The following is a 24366-nucleotide window of genomic DNA, read 5'->3' on the forward strand; positions in this document are numbered from 1 at the left end:
ACCACCAGTAGAAAACATGGAGCATCCCTCCATGGATCAAAATGATTATATGGAAAATCCTCAGGAGGAATATCCAGATTCAAGTGTCTTAGAACCTGAATATGAATATTCTTCTGAGGAAGAGCTTACAGATACTTCTACTGTAGATCCGGAAGTAAAATATGCTGCTGGTGGAGACACCGAGTCAGCTATTTTAGAAAATGGAGATACCAGTCCTGTAGTAAATGAAGCCAACATTATTCCCACCAGTACTAAAAAAGAAGCCAGTATCAAGGACATTCTTGATGCTTCTACCAGGGTAAAGAATTTCATAGACCTGCATAAAAGGTTACCTAACTTTGTTACGGTAGCTGGAGAACAGGTATTGATAAGTGATTTTCTTTATATCTCAGTTAAAGGACTTCTAGGAATATCCACTGGTCAAAATGGAAATATTGCTTATGAGAGTTATGGTTTACCTGCTAATTCATCAGGTACCAGCAACCTGAGAGGCACCATGCTTAAAAAAGATTATCTGGATTTAGCCAGCAGAATCGGTAATTTCATGGATGCTAATGGGGTTGCACCGAACTTTGGTCGTAGCACTCGAGGAAACATAAAATTTGAATCAGCAGTATATCTTTTTGCCCGGATACTGGATTTCCAGAACATCAACAAACAGTTACCTAACTACGCTTACATGGCACCTCTAAATCAGGTTAGAACCACTCCCCTGGCAGATACAGTACCAGTAACACCTGGAAACAATAACACCAACCCAGGAAACAACACCCCCGGCGACAACAACAACACCAACCCAGGAAACAACACCCCCGGCGACAACAACAACACCAACCCAGGAAACAACACCCCCGGCGACAACAACAACACCAACCCAGGAAACAGCACACCTGGAGAAAACACTGAACCACCGGTAGAGGATAGTCCTCTGAAAGTTACTGTAGGTCAGATACTGGACGCTGCTAATCGGGTTAAGGCTTTTGTAGAAAAAAATAAGGCCTTGCCGAACTTTGTCACTATTGGTAACATGCAGATTAATATGAGTCAGTTTCTGTATCTTTTAAGTGCAGGACTGGTGCAAATTAATACTGGATCCAATGGGGATATTGCCTTTGGCGATTTTAAAGCACCTAACGCATCCAGTGGTAATCAATTATCCAACTCCCTGAACAAAAATTCATATATGGATCTGGCCGGAAGAATTAAGGATTTCATGGAAAACAATTTACAAGCACCGAACTTTGGAAATACCAATAATGGTAGAATCAAATTCGAGTCAATGGTATATATGTTCTCCAAGATAATGAGCTTCCACTCCAATCAGGGGAGGTTACCTACTTTTGTAACCCTGGCTGATACCAATGCAGTGGCCACCACTTACAACCAGAATCAATCTGCTGGTGGTGGTGGAGATAAGCCGGATTACAGTGCCTATGCCATTTATCTGGCAAATAGTCAAAACTGTCAGGTCACCAACTCGGCCATAGTTAACCTGGCTAATTCTTTAACCAGTGGATTAAGTTCCACCTGGGATAAAGCTGAAGCCATATTCAACTGGGTAAGAGACCGTGTAAGTTACAGTTTCTATTACAATACCAGATATGGTGCTTTAGGTACTCTAAACAGTAGAACAGGTAATTGTGTGGATCAATCCCATCTGGTAGTGGCACTAACTCGTGCTGCTGGAATACCTACCCGGTATGCTCATGGTGACTGTACTTTTTCCAGTGGAAGCAGATACGGACACGTCTGGGCTGAAATTTTAATTAATGGAAACTGGGTAAGAGCAGATCCTTCCAGTTCCAGAAACCGTTTAGGTGTAATAAATAACTGGAATACTGGAACTGCGTCTATTAAAGGGTACTACGCGTCCTTACCATTCTAAAATAACCCCCTCCCTTTTTTTATTTTTTTTTAAAATTGATATCTGGAAAGTTTTTAAGTTTTTTTTTAAATATTCACTTAAAATTCATTGATTTAGATTCTTTTTTAGTTATTATTAACCGGAAAATGCACTTTTAAAAAATTCTAATTTTATTTGAAATCAGCCCGGGTTTGCAAAAAAGGATAAATTTTTTTAAAAAATGATATCAGGGCCTTAAAAATACGGTATTAGTTATTATAAATAAGGTTCAGTATTATTGAAAATTAAATCAAAGTTTTCATTTGTTACAATTTTTCATTCTAAAAAACCTCTGGTATTAAAATCTACCCGGATAGTGATTAATCATGTTATTAATTTTTTAGATTTATTTACATAATTTTTTCCTTATTTGAAGTTATTTAAGCAGCTGACTTATGGATTAAAATTTATATCCCCTTAAAATAAACTATAGTAGGCTGTATACGGGATAAATAGGGGTACTTAGGAGGGGCTGATTAGTAAAATAAATGAATAATGCCCATAGTTTTTTTTAGATATATTGAAAAGCTCAGCTTATGTCCCTTTTAATTTAAAAAGTTTTATAATGGTCTTTTTCAGGATTTGCTGGCAGTAACTTTATATAGTATAGTGGAGGTTAAAATGGAGTTATCATGTTGACTAGTAATATCTAGTTACAGTCCCTGAATCAAATATTTAGATTTAAATTGGTGAAAAAATTTATTTTCAGTCTTCATGATATGGAGGCGTTAGAATATCGCAAAAAATGAATTTGAGGGGCATACTATTTTTATGCCTGATTTTAATTAGTATAAGTGGAATTTACGCTGAAGAAGTTCCACCACAAAATGTAAATGCAACCACCAGTAATGCAGTTACTCCTAATAGTAGCTCTAAGGAAACAATTACCAATCAAACTAAAAATACTACAATATCCAGTATAATAAGTGCCAGTTCAGCAGTTAAAACTCAAATTGACACTAAAAAAGAAATAACACCCACTGTGAAAGTTTCAATGGAGAATGTGAGTTCCAGTGACTACCTGTACCTCATGGTAAAAAGTTTGAGCACCAATCCCCATGGATTTACCGGGACGGTGACCTATACCAGTAAACAGGCTGCTACTAATTCCCAGGGTGATAAACTCACCGGTCAATTAGTTTTATCAGAATATCTGAAACTGGCTCAGGACATAACCAGCTACATGGATACCCATGGTAAGGCCCCGGATTACATGTCTACTAGCAGAGGAAAAATCAAATACGAAGCTTTAATCTATATTTACTCCCGGGTACTCAATTTTAAAGCCACCCAAAAGAAACTTCCCAACTTCGTATACATGGACCCCATTAATCAGGTTAAAACCGCCCCTGTGGCTGAAACCAAACCAGTAAACTCCACTCCTGTAACCAATCAAAGCACTGCCAAGCCCACTGCCACATTAAATGATATTAGAAGTGCCAGTGCCAGTCTGGTTAGTTTCATGGATAAGAACAAAAAGCTGCCTGGCACCGTAATGGTAGGTGGCAAACAGTTGAGCATTGACCAGTATCTATACCTTCTTTCTAAGGGATTGGTGCAGATTAAAAATGGAGGTACCGGATCCATATCTTATGGTACCTATAATGGTGCAACTAACTCCCATGGTGTGAAGTTAAGTGGGAATCTCCTGCAAAGTGAAGTCATAAAACTGGCCCAGCAGGTAACCACCTACATGGATACTTATGGTAAATCACCGGACAATATCCAGACCAGTAAGGGAGCTATGCAGTACGAAGCAATTTTCCATGTTTTTGGTCGGGTGATGTCCTACCAGGCCACCTATAAAAAACTACCTAATTACGTTAGATTGGATGTTTTAAGCAATGTGGTACCACTTAAAACATTAAACAGCACTAAACCTGCAGAAAATACCACCAATCCAGTGAACAATACCTCGGTCTTTTTAAAGGCCAGTAAAAATTGCCAGGTAAATGACCCTACCATTATTGCCATGGCCAATCAACTGACTCTGGGTGTTAATACCACCTGGGAAAAAGCAGAAGCCATATTCAACTGGGTAAGAGACAACCTGACTTACAGTTTCTACTACAATACCAAATATGGTGCAGTAAATACTCTGAAAAATAAAACTGGAAACTGTGTGGACCATTCCCATCTTTTAATTGCTCTTACCCGGGCAGCAGGTATTGAATCCCGCTATGCCCATGGTACTTGTCAATTCAAAAGTGGAAGTGTCTATGGCCATGTATGGGCAGAGTTATTTATTGATGGTAAATGGGTAAAAGCAGATGCCAGCAGTTCATCAAATAACTTAGGAGTCATAAATAATTGGAATACTGCTAATGTGGTTATGAAAGGAGTATATTCAGAATTAAGTTTCTAAAAACCCTTTTATTTTTTTTATTTTTTTTAATTGTCTATTTGAAGATTTAAACCAAATCAGGATCCATTTTTACCTTAATTTTATGGTGGAACTACTGATTATAGGTATCTACTAATTAAGTAAAGTTATTTTTAAATTAAAATGATTATCTACAAGAGCAGGTTTTCACTTTTTATTCCGGAATCGTATTTTTCACTGCACTTATACTTAATTCTAGATTATTTTTATAAATTCTTAAGGTTACTAAAAAATTATTAAAACATTTTTTTATAAGTTTTTTTTTTGGCGTTAAAGAATATATCTGATGGTTTAGAGTTAGTAATAATCATTTAAAAGGTTAAATCACCTGAGAGAAATAATGGTTCATTAAAATCCATCCAGTATTCTTATTTTATGTCTTTGGAATAATTTTAAATAATGGCCTTAAGGTCGTTTTTTTAATTTTATATCAGGAAAATATATATGGAAATTTGATTCATAATTATTAATATCGTCAAGGCCTTTATTAGGCAATGTTAGGTAACCCTTACATTTAGCCTTATATACCTGGGGGGGCTTTGGTGATTAGGAGGCGATATTATTTCGCGGAAGGTGAAAATGCTTTGCATGCTTTTAGTGTGCTTTGCATTGTTAAATACCAACGTGATTTTCGCCCAAATGAATGCAACCTCAGTAGATAGTTTTAATAACACCCCTGATAGTTCCTATGGGAATTATGGTGATGAACCAATATTTCACCCTGAAAATACTACCTCTCTTACAGGTGATGCTTGCCCAACAGGGAAAGCAGAATCTGATAGTGGTGGTAATGTGGTGGATGATTACCTGGAATCGGAAGTTCAGTATGCCGCCTATGGTAATCAAAAAAATGAGTCCCAGCAGTATGCCGCCTATGGTGATACTGCCGGAGTAGTAAATTATACTCCTGTGGACCTGGTTCCCTACCAGAATTCAACTGGAGCACTGTGGGTGCGTTACTGGAGTATGGATGCCATGAATTTAGAGGAATTAAAGGCTGCAGGAATCACAGATATTTTCCTTGATTCTGAAGCTTTGACCAATTCCAAGTACCAGAACTCATCAGCCAGGTTCTTGCAAAATGCACAGCAATCTGGAATCAGAGTCAGTGTATGGGTCAATTGTTTCAAGCCTAATTCCACCTGGATTGATCCTGCTAATGAATCCTCTGCCACCTATATTACTGATCTTCTAAGCAGGATTGGTACTTTAACCGGTATGGCTGGGATAAATGGAGTGCACCTGGATTACTTGCGATATCCAGGTAATGCTTACCAGCAGGTCAATGGAACCACATCTATAAACAGTTTCGTTTCCAGGGTTAGAGATGTTGTTAAAGCCATCAAACCTGATGCATTGCTTTCTGCCGCATTAATGCCAGAAGGAGCAGTTAATGCCTATTATTATGGGCAAAACTACACCGAACTGGCGAATTATCTGGATGTACTGGTTCCCATGATATATAAAGGTAATTATAATAAGAACACTTCATGGATAGGTTCCGTTACCAATTATATTGTGAGCCAGTCAGCTGGAAAACCGGTCTGGACTGGTATTTTAACTTACCAGTCTGATAATAACCTGACTACTATTGGAGCAGGCGAACTATTTGGTGATGTGGTAAGTGCTCTGAAAAACGGAGCAGACGGATATGTTCTTTTCCGTTATGGATTATTAGATGAAGGGTTCTTTGAATATTCAAGTGCTATGCATAATCCCACCGCTGGTGAAAACAGTAACAATCCGATTAGTTTCTCCCCTGGAAGTATTAAAGATGCTGCCAGCCGGGTGAAAGAATATATAGAAGCTAATCAAAGACTACCCAATTTTGTAACCATTAACAACCGGCAGTTGAATATGAGTGAATACCTCTATTTGCTGGCTAAAGTTCTTGAGTTAAATAGCGGAAGTAACACCCCTGTAGCTTACAAAAAAATAATCGAACCCTTAGCTCCTATGGGAGATCCTGTTAACGGAACATTAAATAAATCCGAATACCTGGACATCGCCAGTAGATTAGTTAAATTTATGGATACTAATCTGATAGCTCCTAATTTTGCTTCAAGTAGCCTGGGAAAAATAAGATTTGAAAACCTGGTTTATTCCATGAGTAGAGCAGTGGATTTTGTAAATAAAAACAACCAGCTTCCTAATTTTGTCACGGTACTCAATATTGATTTGAGCACACCGGGACAGGGAACAGCACCGGTTGCACCACCCACTACTTCTGGTTTTAGTCTAAGTAGCATTCAAGATGCTGCCAGCCGGGTAAATGAATTCATTACAAGTAATCAAAAACTACCCAACTTCGTCACCATCAACCAAAAACAACTAACCATGAGCGAATACCTCTACCTGCTACTAAAAGCAACAACACAAACCAACACCAATAACAACAACCCCATAAACCACCAAAACATCACCGAACCCGTAAACTCCACCGGAAACATGGAAACCGGAACACTAAACAAAGCCCAATACCTGGACCTGGCACAAAGAATACTCCAATTCATGGAAACCAACAAACAAGCACCCAACTTCGCCACCCACAACCAGGCCCGCATAAAATACGAAAACCTCATCTACGCCTACACCAGAATAATGGACTTCACCAAAAACAACAACCAACTACCCAACACCGTAAACATAATCAACATACAAGGAGGAACCGCACCGGCAAACCCTCCAACCAATAACAATCCCAACACCTTCACCCTGGCCAGCATACAAGATGCCGCCACCAGGGTAAAAACATTCATAGAAACCAATCAAAAACTACCCAACTTCGTCACCATCAACCAAAAACAACTAACCATGAGCGAATACCTCTACCTGCTACTAAAAGCAACAACACAAACCAACACCAATAACAACAACCCCATAAACCACCAAAACATCACCGAACCCGTAAACTCCACCGGAAACATGGAAACCGGAACACTAAACAAAGCCCAATACCTGGACCTGGCACAAAGAATACTCCAATTCATGGAAACCAACAAACAAGCACCCAACTTCGCCACCCACAACCAGGCCCGCATAAAATACGAAAACCTCATCTACGCCTACACCAGAATAATGGACTTCACCAAAAACAACAACCAACTACCCAACACCGTAAACATAATCAACATACAAGGAGGAACCGCACCGGCAAACCCTCCAACCAATAACAATCCCAACACCTTCACCCTGGCCAGCATACAAGATGCCGCCACCAGGGTAAAAACATTCATAGAAACCAATCAAAAACTACCCAACTTCGTCACCATCAACCAAAAACAACTAACCATGAGCGAATACCTCTACCTGCTACTAAAAGCAACAACACAAACCAACACCAATAACAACAACCCCATAAACCACCAAAACATCACCGAACCCGTAAACTCCACCGGAAACATGGAAACCGGAACACTAAACAAAGCCCAATACCTGGACCTAGCACAAAGAATACTCCAATTCATGGAAACCAACAAACAAGCACCCAACTTCGCCACCCACAACCAGGCCCGCATAAAATACGAAAACCTCATCTACGCCTACACCAGAATAATGGACTTCACCAAAAACAACAGACAGCTACCCAACACCGTGGCTATTATTGGTGGAATTTCTTCCCCAAGTTCTGGTTCTAATTTGACCACCCCTTATCAGGGGGAGGGTTTAAACCAGTACCTGGTGGCCACCCAAAACTGTCAGGTAAATAATGCTCAGATACAGTCATTATCAGCCAGTTTAACCAGTGGACTGAATAATAACTGGGATAAAGCTGAGGCTATCTTTAACTGGGTTAGGAATAACTTAAGATATGAATTCTATTACAATACCAAATATGGCGCAGTGAATACTCTGGCTAATAGGAGTGGTAACTGTGTGGATCATACCCACCTGGTGGTGGCTCTCTCCAGAGCAGCAGGAATACCTGCCAGGTATGCACATGGTGACTGCACCTTTAACAGCGGAAGTACTTACGGACATGTTTGGGCCGAAATATTAATTGGTAACCAGTGGTACGCGGCAGATGCCACCAGTTACAGCAATTCTTTGGGCATAATTAACAGTTGGAACACTGCTACGGTAGTGATGAGAGGAAGGCACAGTAATCTACCTTGGTAGGTTCAAGCCTTCTTTTTAACTAACCAGAAAGGCAAAAACCAAAAATGCCTTTCTTAATTTCTTTTTTTTTAGAAAATTATTTTTAGATTAAGAATAAAAATAAATAATATATATTAAATTAAAATTATTAATTAATTTATTATTTTAGATCACTTATAATGGATCCTGCCCCGGATAAATCAGCTTATATCTATTGATTGTAGAGTAAAGGTGGATTAAAGCCCTATACCCCGGCCCTGAAAAATTTATTAATACACCTCCTATTTTGGTTATATTACTTTCTGGATGTAAAATTAATCAGAAAAAAGCTGAAATTTTGTTTCAAATGCAAAATACAGGCTTTTTTGGTGAAATAAGTGTATTTTTTTCATAAGCTGGATAAAAATTTCACTAAAAATAATATTTATTCCTGATTTGTAATCTCCCCTGAGTATTTAAAGACCTATAAATGGTTTTATCGATTATAAAAACGTTTTAAATAGTTTTATTTAAATTTAAAATATGGAGTTTAGTGGAGAGGTATTAAATTGAGATAAATATCGTCCTTATCAGGAATATTTAAAGTTATTTGGAGTAATGAAGATTAGATAAAGTTATTTCATAGAAAAAAAGGAGATAACCATTCTTTATGTTGTAAATGAGTTTAGAATATGGTCAGAATACTCAATCTGACAATGAATAAAGGATTCTATTTTAATAGCATGAAAATAATCCTCCTGAGTTCTTAATTTAAATTTAAAGCCCTATAAATCATTTTTTTTAAAGAAATAATTCGATAAATTTATATAGGAAGTTAAAGTGGATTAATTCTATCAGTTGAATCTCTTGTAAATAAAGGGGCCGTTAAGGGTTCTTTTTTTATGAGGGAATCTCGATTGATGTGGAGGAGATATAATTTCGCGAAAAAATAATATAGTGCTAATCTTAGCATTATGCATTGCTATATTAAATGTAAACGCAATTTATGCCCAAAGCAATGACACCGAAATTCAAGACATCGGATCAGATATAGAAACCATGGAAAATACCAGTGAACTCTTAAATGAGAGCACTGCAGACCATTCTAACGAACCAGAGACTGAAACTATTGAACAACAATACGCCGCCGCCGGAGAAAATAAAACGGCTAATAACTCGTCCAAACCCGCTTCAGGTGCTATTTATGTAAGAGCAGATAACATGAAAAACGTTGATTTCAATCAGCTTAAAGTGGCTGGAATCACCGATATATTTCTCAGTTATGCTGCCTTTGACACTCCCTCATACCAGACTACTCTGAATAAGTTTCTAAATGACTCCCAGAATAATGGGATCAGAGTAAGTGTGTGGGTGCAGGCTTTCCGAGTCAATAATACCTGGATTAACCCTACCCTGCCAGAAAATCAGGCTATTATCGATGGTATCTTAAATGATATCCAGAGGTATACCCAGATTCCTGGAGTAGGAGGTATCCATCTGGATTATGTTCGGTTCCCTGGAAATGCATATAATAGTACCAATGGAACAGAATCCATAACTAATTATGTTGCAACCGTTAATCAACTGGTTAAAGCTTTAAATCCTAATGCTTTATTATCTGCAGCTTTAATGCCAGAAGGAGCAGCAAATGCATATTATTATGGTCAGGATTATGCTCAGCTTGCAAAATACCTGGATGTTCTGGTTCCTATGATATATCGAGGTAACTACAACCAGACAATAGATTGGATCGGGACCGTTACCAGTTACATCGTAAACCAGGCCGGAGGAACCCAAGTATGGGCGGCTTTATTAAGCTACCATTCTGATGCAAATACTACTGCAGTACCTGCTAATGTATTAATGGCTGATTTGATTGAAGCATTAGATAAAGGAGCATCAGGTTATGCTATTTTCCGTTTTGGAATATTAGACAACTCATTCTATAATGCAGTGGGAGGAATAACTGAAGATGATATTAAGCCTCCCAGTTTTAGTTTAGAGGAGATTACCGATGCTGCCAGCCGGGTGAAAAAATTCATTGACGACAAGATGCAGCTACCTAACTTTGTTATCATTAACAATTACAAGGTAAACATGAGTGACTTTTTGTATCTCATGTCCCAAGCTACCATTCAGTTAGAAAATGGAAATCAGGCTAAAATTTCTCATAAGACTATTGCACCTGCTACTAATTCCAATGGTGACAACAATACCGGAAACCTGGATAGGGCTGCCTACCAGGACCTGGCACAGAGACTGGTAAACTTCATGACCCAGAATAAACAGGCACCTAATTTTGCCACAGTAAGTGAAGGTAAAATCAAATACGAAGCATTGGTATGCATCTATAGTAGAATCCTTAACTTCTACAAAGATAATAAGCAAATGCCTAACTTTGTACGATTGGAAAACACTCACCTGGTAAAAGCCGCTGCTGTAGAATCCACCCAACCACCAGTACAACCACCAACAGAACCACCAACAGAACCACCAACAGAACCACCAACAGAACCACCAGTACAACCACCAACAGAACCACCAGTACAACCACCAACAGAACCACCAGTACAACCACCAGTAAACAATACCCCATTGAAGTTATCTAACGCTGCTATTGCCGAAGCTGCCAATAGAGTTAATGCTTTTATTGCTGCTAACCAGAGATTACCACTTCATGTGACCATAAACAATGTACAGGTACCTATAAGTGACTTCCTTTACCTTATGAGTAAAGCTGTTATTCAACTTAACACTGGAAACAATAACCTGATAACCCAGAAGACCATTGCCAGTCCTAATAATTCCACTGGAGGAACAATCAGAACTGGCAATTTGCTAAGGAAGGATTATGTTGACCTTGCACAGAGATTAGTTAGATTTATGGATACCAATGGCCAGGCACCTAATTTTGCTACTGTAACTCAGGGTAGGATTAAGTACGAAGGTCTGGTTGAAGTATTTGCCCGGATTCTTAATTTCCATCACCAGAATAAGGTATTGCCAAACTTTGCCAGAGTTACCAGTGCAGTTAACCAGGTGAGAGCACCGTTACCTGCTGTGGAACCACCAGTACAACCACCAGTACAACCACCAACAGAACCACCAGTACAACCACCAACAGAACCACCAGTACAACCACCAACAGAACCACCAGTGAACCCTGATATTCCTCAGTTCACTCTAGATCAAATCAAAGACGCAGCAAACAGAGTTAAGACTTATACGGACTCCAATGCCAAGTTACCTAACTTTGTAACCATTAACAATGTACAGGTATCCATGAGTGACTTCCTTTACCTCTTGGTAAAAGAAATCTTACAATCAAACAGTGGAGTAAATAGTAATATTCAGTATCTGTTAGTTAACCCTGCTACTAATTCCAGTGGTAGTGATCTAAGTGGAACCCTGAATAAAACTGAATACCTGGATCTGGCACAGCGAGTACTCAACTTTATTGAAACCAATAAACAGGCTCCTAACTTTGCCCGGAGTAGTAGAGGTAATATTCGCTTTGAATCCATGGTTTACATGTTCACCAAGATTGTGAACTTCCAGAAGACTGAAAATTATTTACCTAATTTTGTGACTCTGGATAGTTTAACCAGTAGATTGGGAGCACCGGTGAGGTTATACACATTCCCTTATCAAGGTGAAGGTACTGCTCAGTATTTAGCATCAACCCGTAATTGTCAGGTTACCAATGGAGCTATAGTTAATTTAGCTAACTCAATTACCAGTGGAATTAATTCTACTTTAGGTAAAGCAGAAGCTATATTTAACTGGACCCGGGATAACTTGAGTTACAGTTTCTACTACAATACCCGTTTTGGTGCAGTTGGTACCTTAAACAATAGGACCGGTAACTGTGTGGATCATACCCACCTTTTAATTGCACTAACTCGTGCTGCAGGAATACCTGCCAGGTATGCACATGGTGACGCAACTTTTAACAGTGGAGCAACCTACGGACACGTCTGGGCCGAAATATTAATTGGGAATACCTGGTATGCAGCTGATGCTACCAGTATGAGCAATTCATTGGGCGTTATAAATAGTTGGAATACTAATACAGTAAAAATGAAAGGTAAATACGCCGAGATTACCTTTTAATCCAGAAAAGACTAATACGCAAAATAAGTCTTTTCTTCTAATTTATTTTTTTAAATATTTTTAAATATGTTCAGGTCGTTTTTTTGTAAAATATCTAATCTTAAGAGTTTTTTCTTTTTTTGACCATTTTATAAATTAATCTCCTGCTAATGAAATAATACTAATAATAGTTATAATATATAATAACTGGGAAGTGTCATGTCTAGTTTGAACCATGTTTATAAAGAGGAATATAAAAACGATTTAAAGTCCCAGTTTGAAATCATAAAATCAATTATGGATAATATTAATACCCCTGTATTTTCCCTGGACACCCACTATCATTATACCAGTTTTAATAAAGCACATCAGTTAATGATGAAGAGCATCTATGGGGTGGATATAGAATTAGGAAAAAGTATCCTGAAATATCAAAGTGTAAACGAAGATAGGTTAAAGGCTAAGATCAATTTGGATAGGGCTTTAAATGGAGAAAAAGTTACGGTTACTGCATATTCGGGGAAAGAAGAATTATCAAGATTATTTTTTGAGGTGGAACACCAGCCCCTCTATGATAAAAAAGGCAAAATAAAGGGAGTCTCTGTTTTTGCCCGGGATATTACGTCACAAAAACAGGCTGAAAATGCTATTCTTAAAGAACGGAATAAGTTAAAATCACTGCTGGATTCCCTGCCCGATGGAATCTGTATTTTAAGTGATGATTACCAGGTTTTATATACTAATCCTGCCCTGGAAAGAGAATTTGGAGAAGTTAATGGTAAGAAATGTCATGAATATATTTTTGGAAAGCGCGAGGCGTGCAGCTGGTGTAGAAATACGGAAATTTTTGCCGGTGAGTTCCAGGAGCACCGACTAAAATCCCCGGTAAATGGAAAAACCTATGAATTGTTTGAAGCACCTATTAAAACTTTCCCGAAAATAAAATCAAAGCTCTTAAAGTTACATGATATTACCCCGGAGATAAAAACCCAGAAAAAACAACAGCAAAGTCAGGATAAGTATCGTTTACTTATTGAAAATTTACAGGAAGGAATCTGGGAAATTGATAAAAATGCAGATACAATATTTGTAAATGATAAAATGGCTACCATGTTAGGTTATAGTCCTGAAGAAATGATGGGAAAAAATTTATTTGATTTTATGGATGAAAGTGTTATTCCTTTTGCAGAAAAAAACCTAAAAAAACGTAAAAAGGGATTAAAAGAGCGCCATGATTTTGAATTTATGAAAAAAGATGGGGAGAAAATTTACACCACCCTCATCACCACCCCTCTCCAGGATGTTGATGGTAATTATCAGGGAGCTATAGCTGCAGTAATTGATATCAGTGATCTTAAGGATGCTCAAAATGCCTTAGAAGCCAGCGAAGGTTTTTTAAGAGGTCTTTTTGAAAATATGCCCAGTGGAATGGCGGTTTATGAGGTGAAAAATCAGGGTAAAAAAGGTCAGGATTACCTCATAAAGGAATTTAACAAGACCAGTCAAAGGATGGAAGGTAAGTCCCGGGAAGAAGTTATAGGTAAAAGTCTCTATGACTTGAGGCCTAATATTGATGAATACGGTCTTATAGGTGTATTTAAAAAGGTGTGGGGTAGTGGTGAAGCAGTATACTTTCCAGAGAAAATATATGTGGATGAAAATTACAGTAACTGGTATGAAAACTATGTTTTCAAAGCCCCCACGGGGGAAGTGGTGGCTATTTATAACGATGTTACCGAAAAAAAGCGGGCTGAATTGGAAATAAAAAAGTCTCTTAAGGAAAAAGAGATCTTACTTAGTGAAATCCACCACCGGGTAAAGAATAACCTGCAAATAATCGTGAGTTTACTGCACCTGCAGGAAATACATGAAGAAGATCTAAGATTAATCCGTATCCTGCGAGAAACTCAAGGGAGGGTCCGAACCATGGCCCTGGTACATAATACATTATACCAGTCAAATATAATCACCAATATAAATTTCCAGAACTATGCCCAACAGCTTCTGGAGGGTATATTATCATCTTTTGATAAAAGCAGGTGCATTAAAACCAATTTCGAAATAGATGATATTCCTATTAACCTGGAGACAGCCATACCCCTGGGTTTAATCATCAATGAACTGGTGACCAATAGTATTAAGTATGCTTTTTTTAAGGATGAGGGAACTATTAGTATTAAATTAGAACCTCTGGATAATCAATTTCAGCTTTCAGTAGGGGATGATGGTGTTGGAATCAAAAAGGACATAGATATAACTAACACCAGGACCCTGGGCCTGCAGCTGGTTAATAGTCTGGTAAATCAGTTAGATGGTGAAATAGAGTTGGATAGAAGTAGAGGAACCTGTTTTAAAATAAAATTTAAAATTTTAGACTATAAAAAAAGGATTTGAAAATCTAATTATTGGAGAAAATATTTAATTGGGTTAAACATTATATTATATAGAAATAGTCAGGATTTTAAAAGTAATAGATAATATGGAACCTAAAAGAGTATTTTTCTTCAGTTTAGGGGTTACCTTACTGAGTGTAGGAGCATTAGGTGCTCTTTTACCTGTACTTCCCACCACACCTCTGGTTATAGCCTCTGCTTTTTGTTTTGGCAAAAGTTCTAAAAGAGCAGAGAAGTGGATTTCTCGTAACCGCTACTTTGGAAGTTATATAAATAATTATAAAACCAGAAAAGGGGTTCCCCTGGATGTTAAAATAAAAAGTCTGGTTTTTTTATGGGTGATGCTCTTTGCTTCCATGTTAATTGTAAATCAGGGTTATCTATATATTCTCCTTATGGTGGTGGGTATGGGAGTCAGTGCCCATATTCTGTTACTTAAAACCATGGTTAAAGAATAAGAGATTCTATAAATAAGGCCTATTTTAGTGGGGAAAATTTAAGTTTTATCTGAAATTAAGAATGTAATCTAATTAATTCTGGTAATCGGTTATATCTATAATAGAAACCATGGTCTCCTTATTTCCAGGTAAAACCACTACATTGGCCAGAGCAACCACTATTTCTTTTTTCTTATTATAAAATCGGAAGCGGTATTTGCTGGGTACGGTCGGGTCGCCTTTTTGTCTTTTTTTATTATATTCCCTCATACGGGGCAAATCTTTTTCAGATACCAGTTCCATCCAGAACACCTTATCCACCATTTCTTTACGATTGTAACCAGTAATGGTTTCTGCTTCCTTATTCATCTTGATTATAAGACCGTTATTATCAAAAATCAGGGTGGGTGAAGAGTTATTTTCAAATAGAGATTCATAATATTTTTTTGAAATTTGCAGTTCCATCTCTGCTTTTCTTTGACGGGTTACATCATCAATGGTGCAGATCATACCCTGATACTCTCCATCTATCAAGCGAGGTATCATCCATCCGGATTGATAGCTTTTTCTACCTCCAGGGGTCACAACTTTTATTGCATCGTATTCCACATTTTGCAGGGTTTCCCGGGCCTTCAGATAGTAGGGAGCAAATTCCTGTATGGTTTCCTTTTTAAAGTCTTCTAATATATGAACCAGGGAATAATCGGCTCCTTTAGAATCGGCCAGATGGTACATGCCCTGGTTAATAAATTGTATCCGGTCTTCGCTATCAGTGACAATAATTCCATCATTTATACTGTTTAGAATCTGTTCATAGAATACTTTCTGTTCTTTTGTCTTTTTTTCTGCCTTTTTTTGCCGGCTTATATCCCGGATGAGCATGATATATCCTGGTTGATTATTTTCATCCTGATAAGTATTTATATGGAGGTGGACCGTCAGTAGCTGGTTATGGTAGTCTTTTTGCAGGGCTTCTCCTTCATATATTCCTTTATCTTTTAGTATTTCCTTTACTTTTTCCCAGGTATCATCCTGGAATCGGGTATTGAGTACATCTTTTTCAGAACGTCCCTTCACTTCAGATTGGGTCCAGCCATATATTTTCTGGGCAGCCTGGTTCCAAGACTTTATTTGCAGGCCTCTATCTAGAACTATTATCCCCTCATGAATATTATGAAGTAAATTGGCCTGATTTCTAATTTTATATTCTTTTTCTTTCCAGGAAGTAATATTACGGGCTACAAAAGAAGCCCCTGTTATCTGATCATCCTGAAATATGGGGTTAATGAATATACTGTAATAGTTTGGTTTTTGACCTTCCTGGTGCTGGTGGGTAATTGAAAATTGCTCCCCCTTTTTTACTCTTTCTAATAACAACTTCCAGTTATCCTTTACTGAAGAAGGAACAGATTCAGTTATATTATCTCCTTCCTGAAGCTGATAATTATAAACTCGATGGAAATATTCTTTGAATGCTTTATTTAAATATAGAACTTTACTATCCAGATCCGTAGACCATATGCAGTCTTTGGTATTCTCCATTAAGGTAGATAGATTGGATTGTATTTTTTCTAGTTCTTTTTTGGTTTTTAATTCCTGGGTGCGGTCTTCAAATATGGCCATGATCTCTCCAGAGGGGAGTAGATAAATAAAGGCCTCCACCCACAAATCCAGGTTTTCATCTGAGTATCTCATCACCGGGGATTGTAAAAAATCACCGGTAAAGTAGGCTTTTTTAAATAGTTGCAGAAGTTTATCCCCATCTATTCCTCTAAAAAAAGACGATATATCCCTGTCAAGTATATCTTCACGTTTTAGTTTAACCATTTTTTCGCCGGCAGGGTTAATATCTTTAATAATAAATATTTCACCCTGATTTTTAACCTGAACCTTAATTACAGCTCTTTTCATTTTATCCAGAAGCTCTTGATATCTCTGGTTTGATTCATTGATTTTTAATTTTAATTCATTTTTGTATAAAGCCATCTCCACTGCGAATTTTAATTCCCGATCATCCACCGGTTTTAAGAGGTAGTTTTCCGGGACAGTTTCCTGAGCCCTGCGGGTGGTTTCCATATCACCATAAGCAGTTAAATAAATAACCGGTATATCCTGGTGTTTAGATATTTCCTTATGAGCCGTTATACCATCAATTTCTCCTTTGAGCATAATGTCCATTAAAATAAGATCAACTTTAGATTCTAAGGCTTTTTCAATGGCATCTTCCCCATAGGAAACCATTCCCACCACTTCAAAACCCCACACTTCCATTTTACGTTTTAAATCCAGGGCAGAAATGGCCTCATCTTCTACAATCAAAATACGTTTCATGAACCTCACCGAATATTAAAAAATTATCCCTGGTAAAATTCCATTTGGTGTAATCAACTTGCTATCCCCTGGAATTATAAGGTTAAATCTTTCATTTTTTAGTCCTGGAGAATATTATTAATAATAATTATTAGAAATAGTAGCATATAATTTTTTTCTAGGAGTATATAAACTGGATTAAATTGATTATTAAATCCTAAAAACAGGATATTATGCCTATTTTAAAGCACATTAGATGGTTTATTTTAAAAAGAACATTCAATTTAAGCAAATTGTCTAAAAAATCCATCTTTTTAGTTAAGCAGTTTATCTGGAATTTTGCTTTTTTTCTAAAACTTTATTTAATAATTAAGTTAATAATTAATATTAATCTAAAATAGTAAGTATCAGCTACTAAATCTATCCTTGATGCTTCTTTTATCTTAAATAAGTTAAGAAAGGAAGAAAAATATAATGAAAGGCGAAAACAACTTAGATGCAGAAATTTATCTAAGAAGGATAATTATATCTAAAAAAGTATCCCAGATACTGTCCCTCCTGGTTATTTTTATGGGATTTATGGTGATTTTAGGGTGGTTTACTGACATTAATATCCTTACCGGTGATATTTTTAATTCTCCTCCTTCTAAATTCATAACCGCATTATTATCGGTTATATGTGGGTTTTTGGTTTTGATTTTAAATCGCAATATAAGTCCTTTAATTAAAAGGTTTATCCAATTAGTATCTCTTTTTATATTTTTTATAGGATTTTTATTTTTAATTCAATACCTGACCGGCATGGTATTACCCACAGATTATTTGCCATTTATCAATTCCCCTTATTCCACCCTCCTTCCAGGTAGAAGCCGTTTTATGAGTTCTTTTAACTTCATACTTTATGGAATCATTATCTTTTTATTTGCCCTTAGAAAAAGAATTGTTATCGGCCAGTCTTTAAGCATCTTAACCGGATTAATTGGTTTTATGGGTTTTACCACTTATTTTTATGGTCTGGATCCTTCTAAAATTCCAGAAGTATACACAGAAATGGCCCTTTATACTGCTTTTACCCATCTTTTATTATCCAGTGCCCTTTTATGTCTTTATCCCCAGCAAGGATTGATGAAATATTTCACCCAGGAGTACACCGGAAACTTTCTTTCCCGTAAAGTATTGCCGGTGGGTATTTTATCCATTATTGGGCTGGGTTTTATTGTTTTATATGGTATGAGTTCTGATCTGTTCTCCTCTTCTTTTGCCGTGGTGATTATGGTTAATACCTCTATTTTCATCCTGGTGCTTCTTATTATTGGGGCTGCTGAGAAATTAAGTGATTTAGATAAGGAACGGATAAATTATCAGCAGAGCTTAGAGGAGAGTCTGGAAGAACAAAAAACAATTCAGCTGGAACTGGAAAATATTGTAATTGAAAAGGAAAGAGCCCAGCAAAAACTAAGAAAGCTTTTAGATGAAAAAGAAATAATACAATCCCATCTCGAATCCTCTCTTAGTGAAAAGGAGACTCTGATACGGGAAATTCACCACCGGGTAAAAAATAATCTGCAGATAATCTCCAGTCTTTTATCTCTGCAGCGGGGATATGTGGAGGATGAATATTCCCTGGATTTACTCCATGAAGCCCAGACCCGGGTTAAATCCATGGCACTGGTGCATGAAAAGCTCTACCGCAGTGAGGAATTATCCCATATCAATATGCAGCACTATGTAGATAGTCTCACCCGGGACTTGCTGGCCACCTACAGCCAGCAAGGGGTGGATTTAAACCTGGACCTGGATGAGGTGAAAATAAATATTGAAACCGCCATACCACTGGGTTTAATCATCAATGAACTGGTATCTAACAGCCTGAAATATGCTTTTAAAGGAGTTGATGATGGTAAAATTGATCTATCATTGAAAGAGTGTACGGAAGGATACCAGTTAATAGTTAAAGATAATGGTGCCGGATTACCTCCAGCACTGGACCTGGATAACCCAAAAACTCTGGGTTTGCAGTTGGTGCAATCCCTGGTTGGCCAGTTAGATGGTCAACTAGAAGTTTTTAATGCAGATGGAGTGAGTTTTAAGATAACTTTTAAGGAACTGCTATATGATAGCCGTTAAATTAAAATCATCAAATTTTAGATTTCTTACCTTTTAGTAAAACTAAAAAAGTAGAAGATTATTATAATAAATTAATTTTTATAGGCCAATATTTTCCAGGCATTTTTTTAGGGAAATTCCCGGAATGTTTTAATAAACTTATTTTAAAAGGAAATACCCTTTCTAAAAAAAAGCCCTGGAGGGGCTTTTAGTTAAATAATAGGGAGATTATGTGCAATAGGCCTTTTTTCATTAGTAAATAATATTAATAGCAGATTATAGATATAATATGAGTAATAATAAAAGAGTATAAGAAGTTAGAATATATTAAATTAAAGTAGAATGTTACTCATTAAATATAAATTTAGTTTCAGGGGTTTTTAGTTATGGATATCCCTTATTCGGCCTTAGGCAATATTTTACTTTTATTTGCACTGGGCACCTTATCTCTGGCTTTTTATAGTTTCCGCAGACCTTTAAGTCGTTTCCATACCTATTTTATTTGTTTGAATGTGGGTTTGTTTTTATGGTGTCTGGCTTCGGGTATGGAATTATTGAGTTCTAATCCTGCTACTAAAATCAGCTGGATGCAGGCCACCTATCTGGGGGCCACAAATGTGGCTGTTTTCTGGTTTTTGTTTGTTATGAGTTTTACTAAATACGACCATTATTTCAAACCATCTAAGGTGGTTTTGCTATTAATTATACCCTTATTTGTAATTATCATGGCCTTTACCAATTCCCAGCATGGCCTGTTATGGCCCAGTATCACCCCGGTTAGTGATACTCCGGGATCACTGCTTATATATGATCTGGGACCGGTATTCTTTTTGAATGTTATTTACGGTTACAGCTTACTTCTTTTGGGAACTTTTATTTTAGTTAGATCCCTGAGGGAAGTGGATGAAAATAAGAGAAAACTCATTTATATTCTTATCTTAAGCGGTCTTTTACCCTTAATTTTTAGTATAATTTTTGCCCTGGGACTATCTCCCATTCCAGGATTAGATATAACTCCCTTTGGTTTAATATTAGGGGTGGTGCTTCTATTTTTAGGGGTTTTCCGTTATAACCTGCTGGATATTCATCAAATTGCCCAAAAAATGCTCCTGCATAGTAGTAAAAGTGGAGTGCTTATTTTTAATACTAAAGATGAATTGGTGGAAGTTAACCCTGCCGCCGCTCTCTTAGGATTAAAGGAGAATCTATTAGATAAAACTGCAGATGAGGTTTTAAAAGAAATACCCTCATTAAAATCTTATTACTATGGCGCTGCTGGTGATGATGAAATATTTTTAGAAAAAGAGGACCTCTGGCTTCATCTGGAGCTTCGTGAAATCAGGGATTATAAGGATACCCTGGTAGGTAGATTATTGAAATTTTCAGATATTAGCTCCTCTAAAAAAATAGAAGATGCATTGAAACTCAGTGAACATAAAAGCCGGGCTATACTGGAGGCCATACCGGATATGATGTTTATCATAAAACGGGACGGGACCTTTGTTGATTATAAAGCCCACCAGGATGATCATCTGGCCCTGGATCCTGAAGAAATCGTAGGTAGTAATCTATCTGATCTGGGAATGGCCCCTAAAACCCTGGATATGGCTCTGGCTAAAATAAAAAAATCCCTGGATGAAGATAGTAAAGAGGAATTTGAATATGAGCTGGAAATAGCTGATGAGATTAATTATTATGAGGCTCGTTTAATTAAATTGAATGAGGAGGAAGTACTGGCCATTATTCGGGATATGAGTGAGTTTAAAGAAATACAAAAATCGCTTTTAGAATCAGAATCACTTTACCGGACCATATTTGATAATGCCGGAGTTCCTACTGCAATATTTAATAAAGAAGGATATTTTACCCTGACTAATCAGAAGATGGGAGAATTTTTAGCTTGTTCCCGGGAGGATTTGGAAAACAAGAGGAAGTGGATGGAGTTTGTCCATCCCCAGGATTTGCCCCGCATGATGGAATACCATAAAATCAGACAAAGAGATCCTAAAAAAGCCCCTAATACCTATGAAACTCGATTTATTGATTGGGAAGGGGAGGTGCATCTTTCTCAAATCACGGTGGATCATATTCCTTTTTTAGAGGAGTATGTGGTTTCGGTAATTGATATCACCCCTCTTAAAGAAGCTCAGCGAAAATTGGAAGAAAGCGAGCGTAAGTACCGGGAGATATTTGAAAATGTGCAGGATGTGTTCTATCAGGCAGATAATGATGGCCGTATCCTGGATATTAGCCCCTCTATTCATCGCTACTCCGGATACCACCGGGAGGAATTAATTGGAAAAAAAATTGAACTGTTGTATCATAAGCGAGAGGACCGGAATAAGTTACTGGATTTATTAAAAGCCCAGGGTGAGGTATCAGATTACGAGGCAGTATTGAAAAACAAAGCCCAGGAGAAAGTATATGTCTCCATCAATGCCCATCTTCTTAAAAATAGTAAAGGAGAGGTAATTGGAGTAGAGGGTACCCTGCGGGATATAAGTGAGAGGAAAAGAATCGAAAATGAGATAAACTACCGCCTGGAACTGGAAAACCTTTTAATGGAAATATCCAAGAATTTCATTAACATATCCCCGGAAAAAGCAGATGATGCAATAGATGAAGCCCTGCAAAAGATAGGGGAGTTTATGCAGGTGGATCGCAGTTATCTTTTCCAGATAAGTGAAAGTGGTGATTCCTTAAATAATACCCATGAGTGGTGTGCCCCGGGAATTGAACCCCAGATAGATACCCAGCAGAATGTTAAGATGGATGATCTTAAATGGATTACTGATATTTTGCATGAAAAAGGACAGGTGCAGATAAAATCAGTAGAAAAACTTCCCCTCCAGGCCCAGAATGAAAAGGATTATCTTAAAAATCAGGATATTAAATCCATGACCGCAGTGGTTTTAAAGTTGCATGGTGAAATACAGGGAATGGTGGGTTTTGATTCAGTTAAAAAAGAAAGAGAATGGAGTAAGGAAAATATAGATCTGTTGGTAATGTTAGGGGAGATATTCACCAATCTCCTGGAAAAAAGAGAGGCTGAGAAAACCATGGAAAAGTCACTCCATGAAAAGGAGGTGTTATTAAGGGAAATCCATCACCGGGTGAAAAACAATATGCAGATTATATCCAGTCTGTTGAATCTCCAGCTTAACTATGAAACTGAAGATAAAACCCGGCAGGTGTTACAGGAAAGCCAGGGCCGGATAAAGTCCATGTCCATGGTGCATGAAAAATTGTACCAGTCCACCAGTTTAAGTGAAATTAAGTTTGGAAGTTACCTCCAGCAGTTAGTGGATGATCTATTTTTCAGTTACGGGGTAAATCAGCTGGAAATAAAACCGGTGCTGGATATAAAAGATATTCCTTTTAACATCGATACAGCCATACCACTGGGTTTAATTGTAAATGAACTGGTGACTAACTCCCTTAAATATGCTTTTCCAGGAAGTAAAAAGGGTGAGATTAAGATTTCCTTCAAGCAGATTAATGGAGAATTTGAGTTAAAGGTTAGTGATGATGGGGTGGGTTTAGGAAATGTGGATGTGGAGCATACTAAAACCCTGGGGATGAAACTGGTTAGAAGCCTATCTGATCAACTGGATGCAAAATGGGAATTAGATAGAGAAAAAGGAACCAGCTTTACATTCCATTTTAAAGAAATGGAGTACATGGATCGAAGATAATTAAAATCCTGCCCCTGAATTGTAAAAAATGAATTAAGCATTTTTAAAATGTTACCTTAAAAGAGGTTAATTCATTTTAAAAGAATTAAGAGGATATCAAATTCTATTTTTTAAGAAGCTCTTTTAGACGCACTCCTACTACTCCCCCACCCGGGGCCGCCAGGAGGGTTAAAACTAATGATATTAGTAGTTTGATTATACCAAAAAGGCCTTCAAACTGGAAGTAGGAAGTAGAAGAAATACCTGAGAAATCTAAGTCATTATCTGTGGAGGATATATCACTAGATCCTGTATCAGAATCAATTAAACTGGATCTGCTATTGTCATCCATAAAATCAGGTCCTTCATTCAAAAAGTCAGAGCCACTATCTGCTCCCAATATACTAGAAAGCATACTGGCAGTTATAACCGCAGCAAAGAAGGTGAGGGCTGCTAAAAGTGCCAGATTAAATAACAATACCAAGAATAGAAAAACTCCACTGTATATGGCTTCCCTCTGGTTGCGGGTACTTAGAAGGGCATTTAAAAAACCAGCAATAAATAATAGGAAGAACACTGTTCCTACCACCACCACATCCAGGGGAATAGCTGCCGAACTAAGGCCCAGGGAGAGTAAGAGAAAAACCGGTAAGGTTAAAATCAGGGCCCCTAAAAGGGAGAGGTAGATACTGTAAAGATTAACACTATTATTCAGGCGGTTTATTAAACCGGTTTTATATATCTGGCTCCCACAGCTGGTGCAAAATTCAGCCTGGGGTGAAAGGGGGGTCTGGCAAAATGGACATTCATTTTTATTCATGATTTTAACCTCGAAATTATAATAGTTATTAGTTAATGGTCTATATTTATAATTTACCAGTTTAGTTAAAGGGTAAAAGTTAAGAGGATAATTGAAATTTTTTTTAGCAGATTAAAATAAGATATAAAACTCAATTTTAAGATGGTTAATAATTAAAAGAACATTTAAAAA

General features: G+C 37.2%; 10 protein-coding genes. 8 read left to right on the forward strand and 2 right to left on the reverse strand.

Annotation, left to right across the window (positions count from 1 at the left end):
• Positions 1-31: 31 nt before the first annotated feature.
• The 6 genes from HYG87_RS01765 to HYG87_RS01790 all read left to right on the forward strand — a co-directional run bounded on the left by HYG87_RS01765 (position 32) and on the right by HYG87_RS01790 (position 15306).
• On the forward strand, positions 32-1885 hold the full coding sequence (locus tag HYG87_RS01765) for a pseudomurein-binding repeat-containing protein (RefSeq protein WP_211533525.1): 1854 nt from the start codon (positions 32-34) through the stop codon (positions 1883-1885).
• Between the two features lie 763 nt (positions 1886-2648).
• Positions 2649-4268 carry a transglutaminase domain-containing protein gene (locus tag HYG87_RS01770; protein ID WP_211533526.1) on the forward strand — a complete coding sequence of 540 codons (1620 nt, stop codon included), beginning with the start codon at positions 2649-2651 and terminating at the stop codon, positions 4266-4268.
• Positions 4269-4874: 606 nt separating this feature from the next.
• Positions 4875-8405 (forward strand): pseudomurein-binding repeat-containing protein, encoded by a 3531-nt coding sequence (locus HYG87_RS01775; protein WP_211533527.1) that lies wholly within the window; start codon positions 4875-4877, stop codon positions 8403-8405.
• A gap of 915 nt (positions 8406-9320) precedes the next feature.
• Positions 9321-12476, forward strand: coding sequence for a pseudomurein-binding repeat-containing protein (locus HYG87_RS01780; RefSeq protein ID WP_211533528.1), 3156 nt, complete (start codon positions 9321-9323; stop codon positions 12474-12476).
• A 198-nt stretch (positions 12477-12674) separates the two neighbouring features.
• On the forward strand, positions 12675-14849 hold the full coding sequence (locus HYG87_RS01785) for a PAS domain S-box protein (RefSeq protein WP_211533529.1): 2175 nt from the start codon (positions 12675-12677) through the stop codon (positions 14847-14849).
• Positions 14850-14934: 85 nt separating this feature from the next.
• Positions 14935-15306, forward strand: coding sequence for a YbaN family protein (locus HYG87_RS01790; protein WP_211533530.1), 372 nt, complete (start codon positions 14935-14937; stop codon positions 15304-15306).
• Positions 15307-15378: 72 nt separating this feature from the next.
• On the opposite strand, the gene HYG87_RS01795 is transcribed toward HYG87_RS01790, so the two are convergent.
• Positions 15379-17616, reverse strand: coding sequence for a PAS domain S-box protein (locus HYG87_RS01795; RefSeq protein ID WP_211533531.1), 2238 nt, complete (start codon positions 17614-17616; stop codon positions 15379-15381).
• A gap of 453 nt (positions 17617-18069) precedes the next feature.
• Here HYG87_RS01795 and HYG87_RS01800 point away from each other — a divergent pair, with 453 nt between their 5' ends.
• A complete protein-coding gene (locus HYG87_RS01800; RefSeq protein ID WP_211533532.1) occupies positions 18070-19722 on the forward strand; it encodes a sensor histidine kinase in 1653 nt (550 codons plus the stop codon).
• Between the two features lie 365 nt (positions 19723-20087).
• Entirely contained in the window at positions 20088-23396 is a 3309-nt protein-coding gene (locus HYG87_RS01805; protein WP_211533533.1) for a histidine kinase N-terminal 7TM domain-containing protein, read from the forward strand.
• A gap of 103 nt (positions 23397-23499) precedes the next feature.
• Here HYG87_RS01805 and HYG87_RS01810 read toward each other — a convergent pair whose 3' ends face one another.
• Positions 23500-24195, reverse strand: a complete 696-nt coding sequence (locus HYG87_RS01810) for a zinc ribbon domain-containing protein (RefSeq protein ID WP_211533534.1) — start codon at positions 24193-24195, stop codon at positions 23500-23502.
• Positions 24196-24366: the final 171 nt, after the last annotated feature.

It is taken from the genome of Methanobacterium alkalithermotolerans, from assembly GCF_018141185.1.
GTDB lineage: Archaea > Methanobacteriota > Methanobacteria > Methanobacteriales > Methanobacteriaceae > Methanobacterium_F > Methanobacterium_F alkalithermotolerans.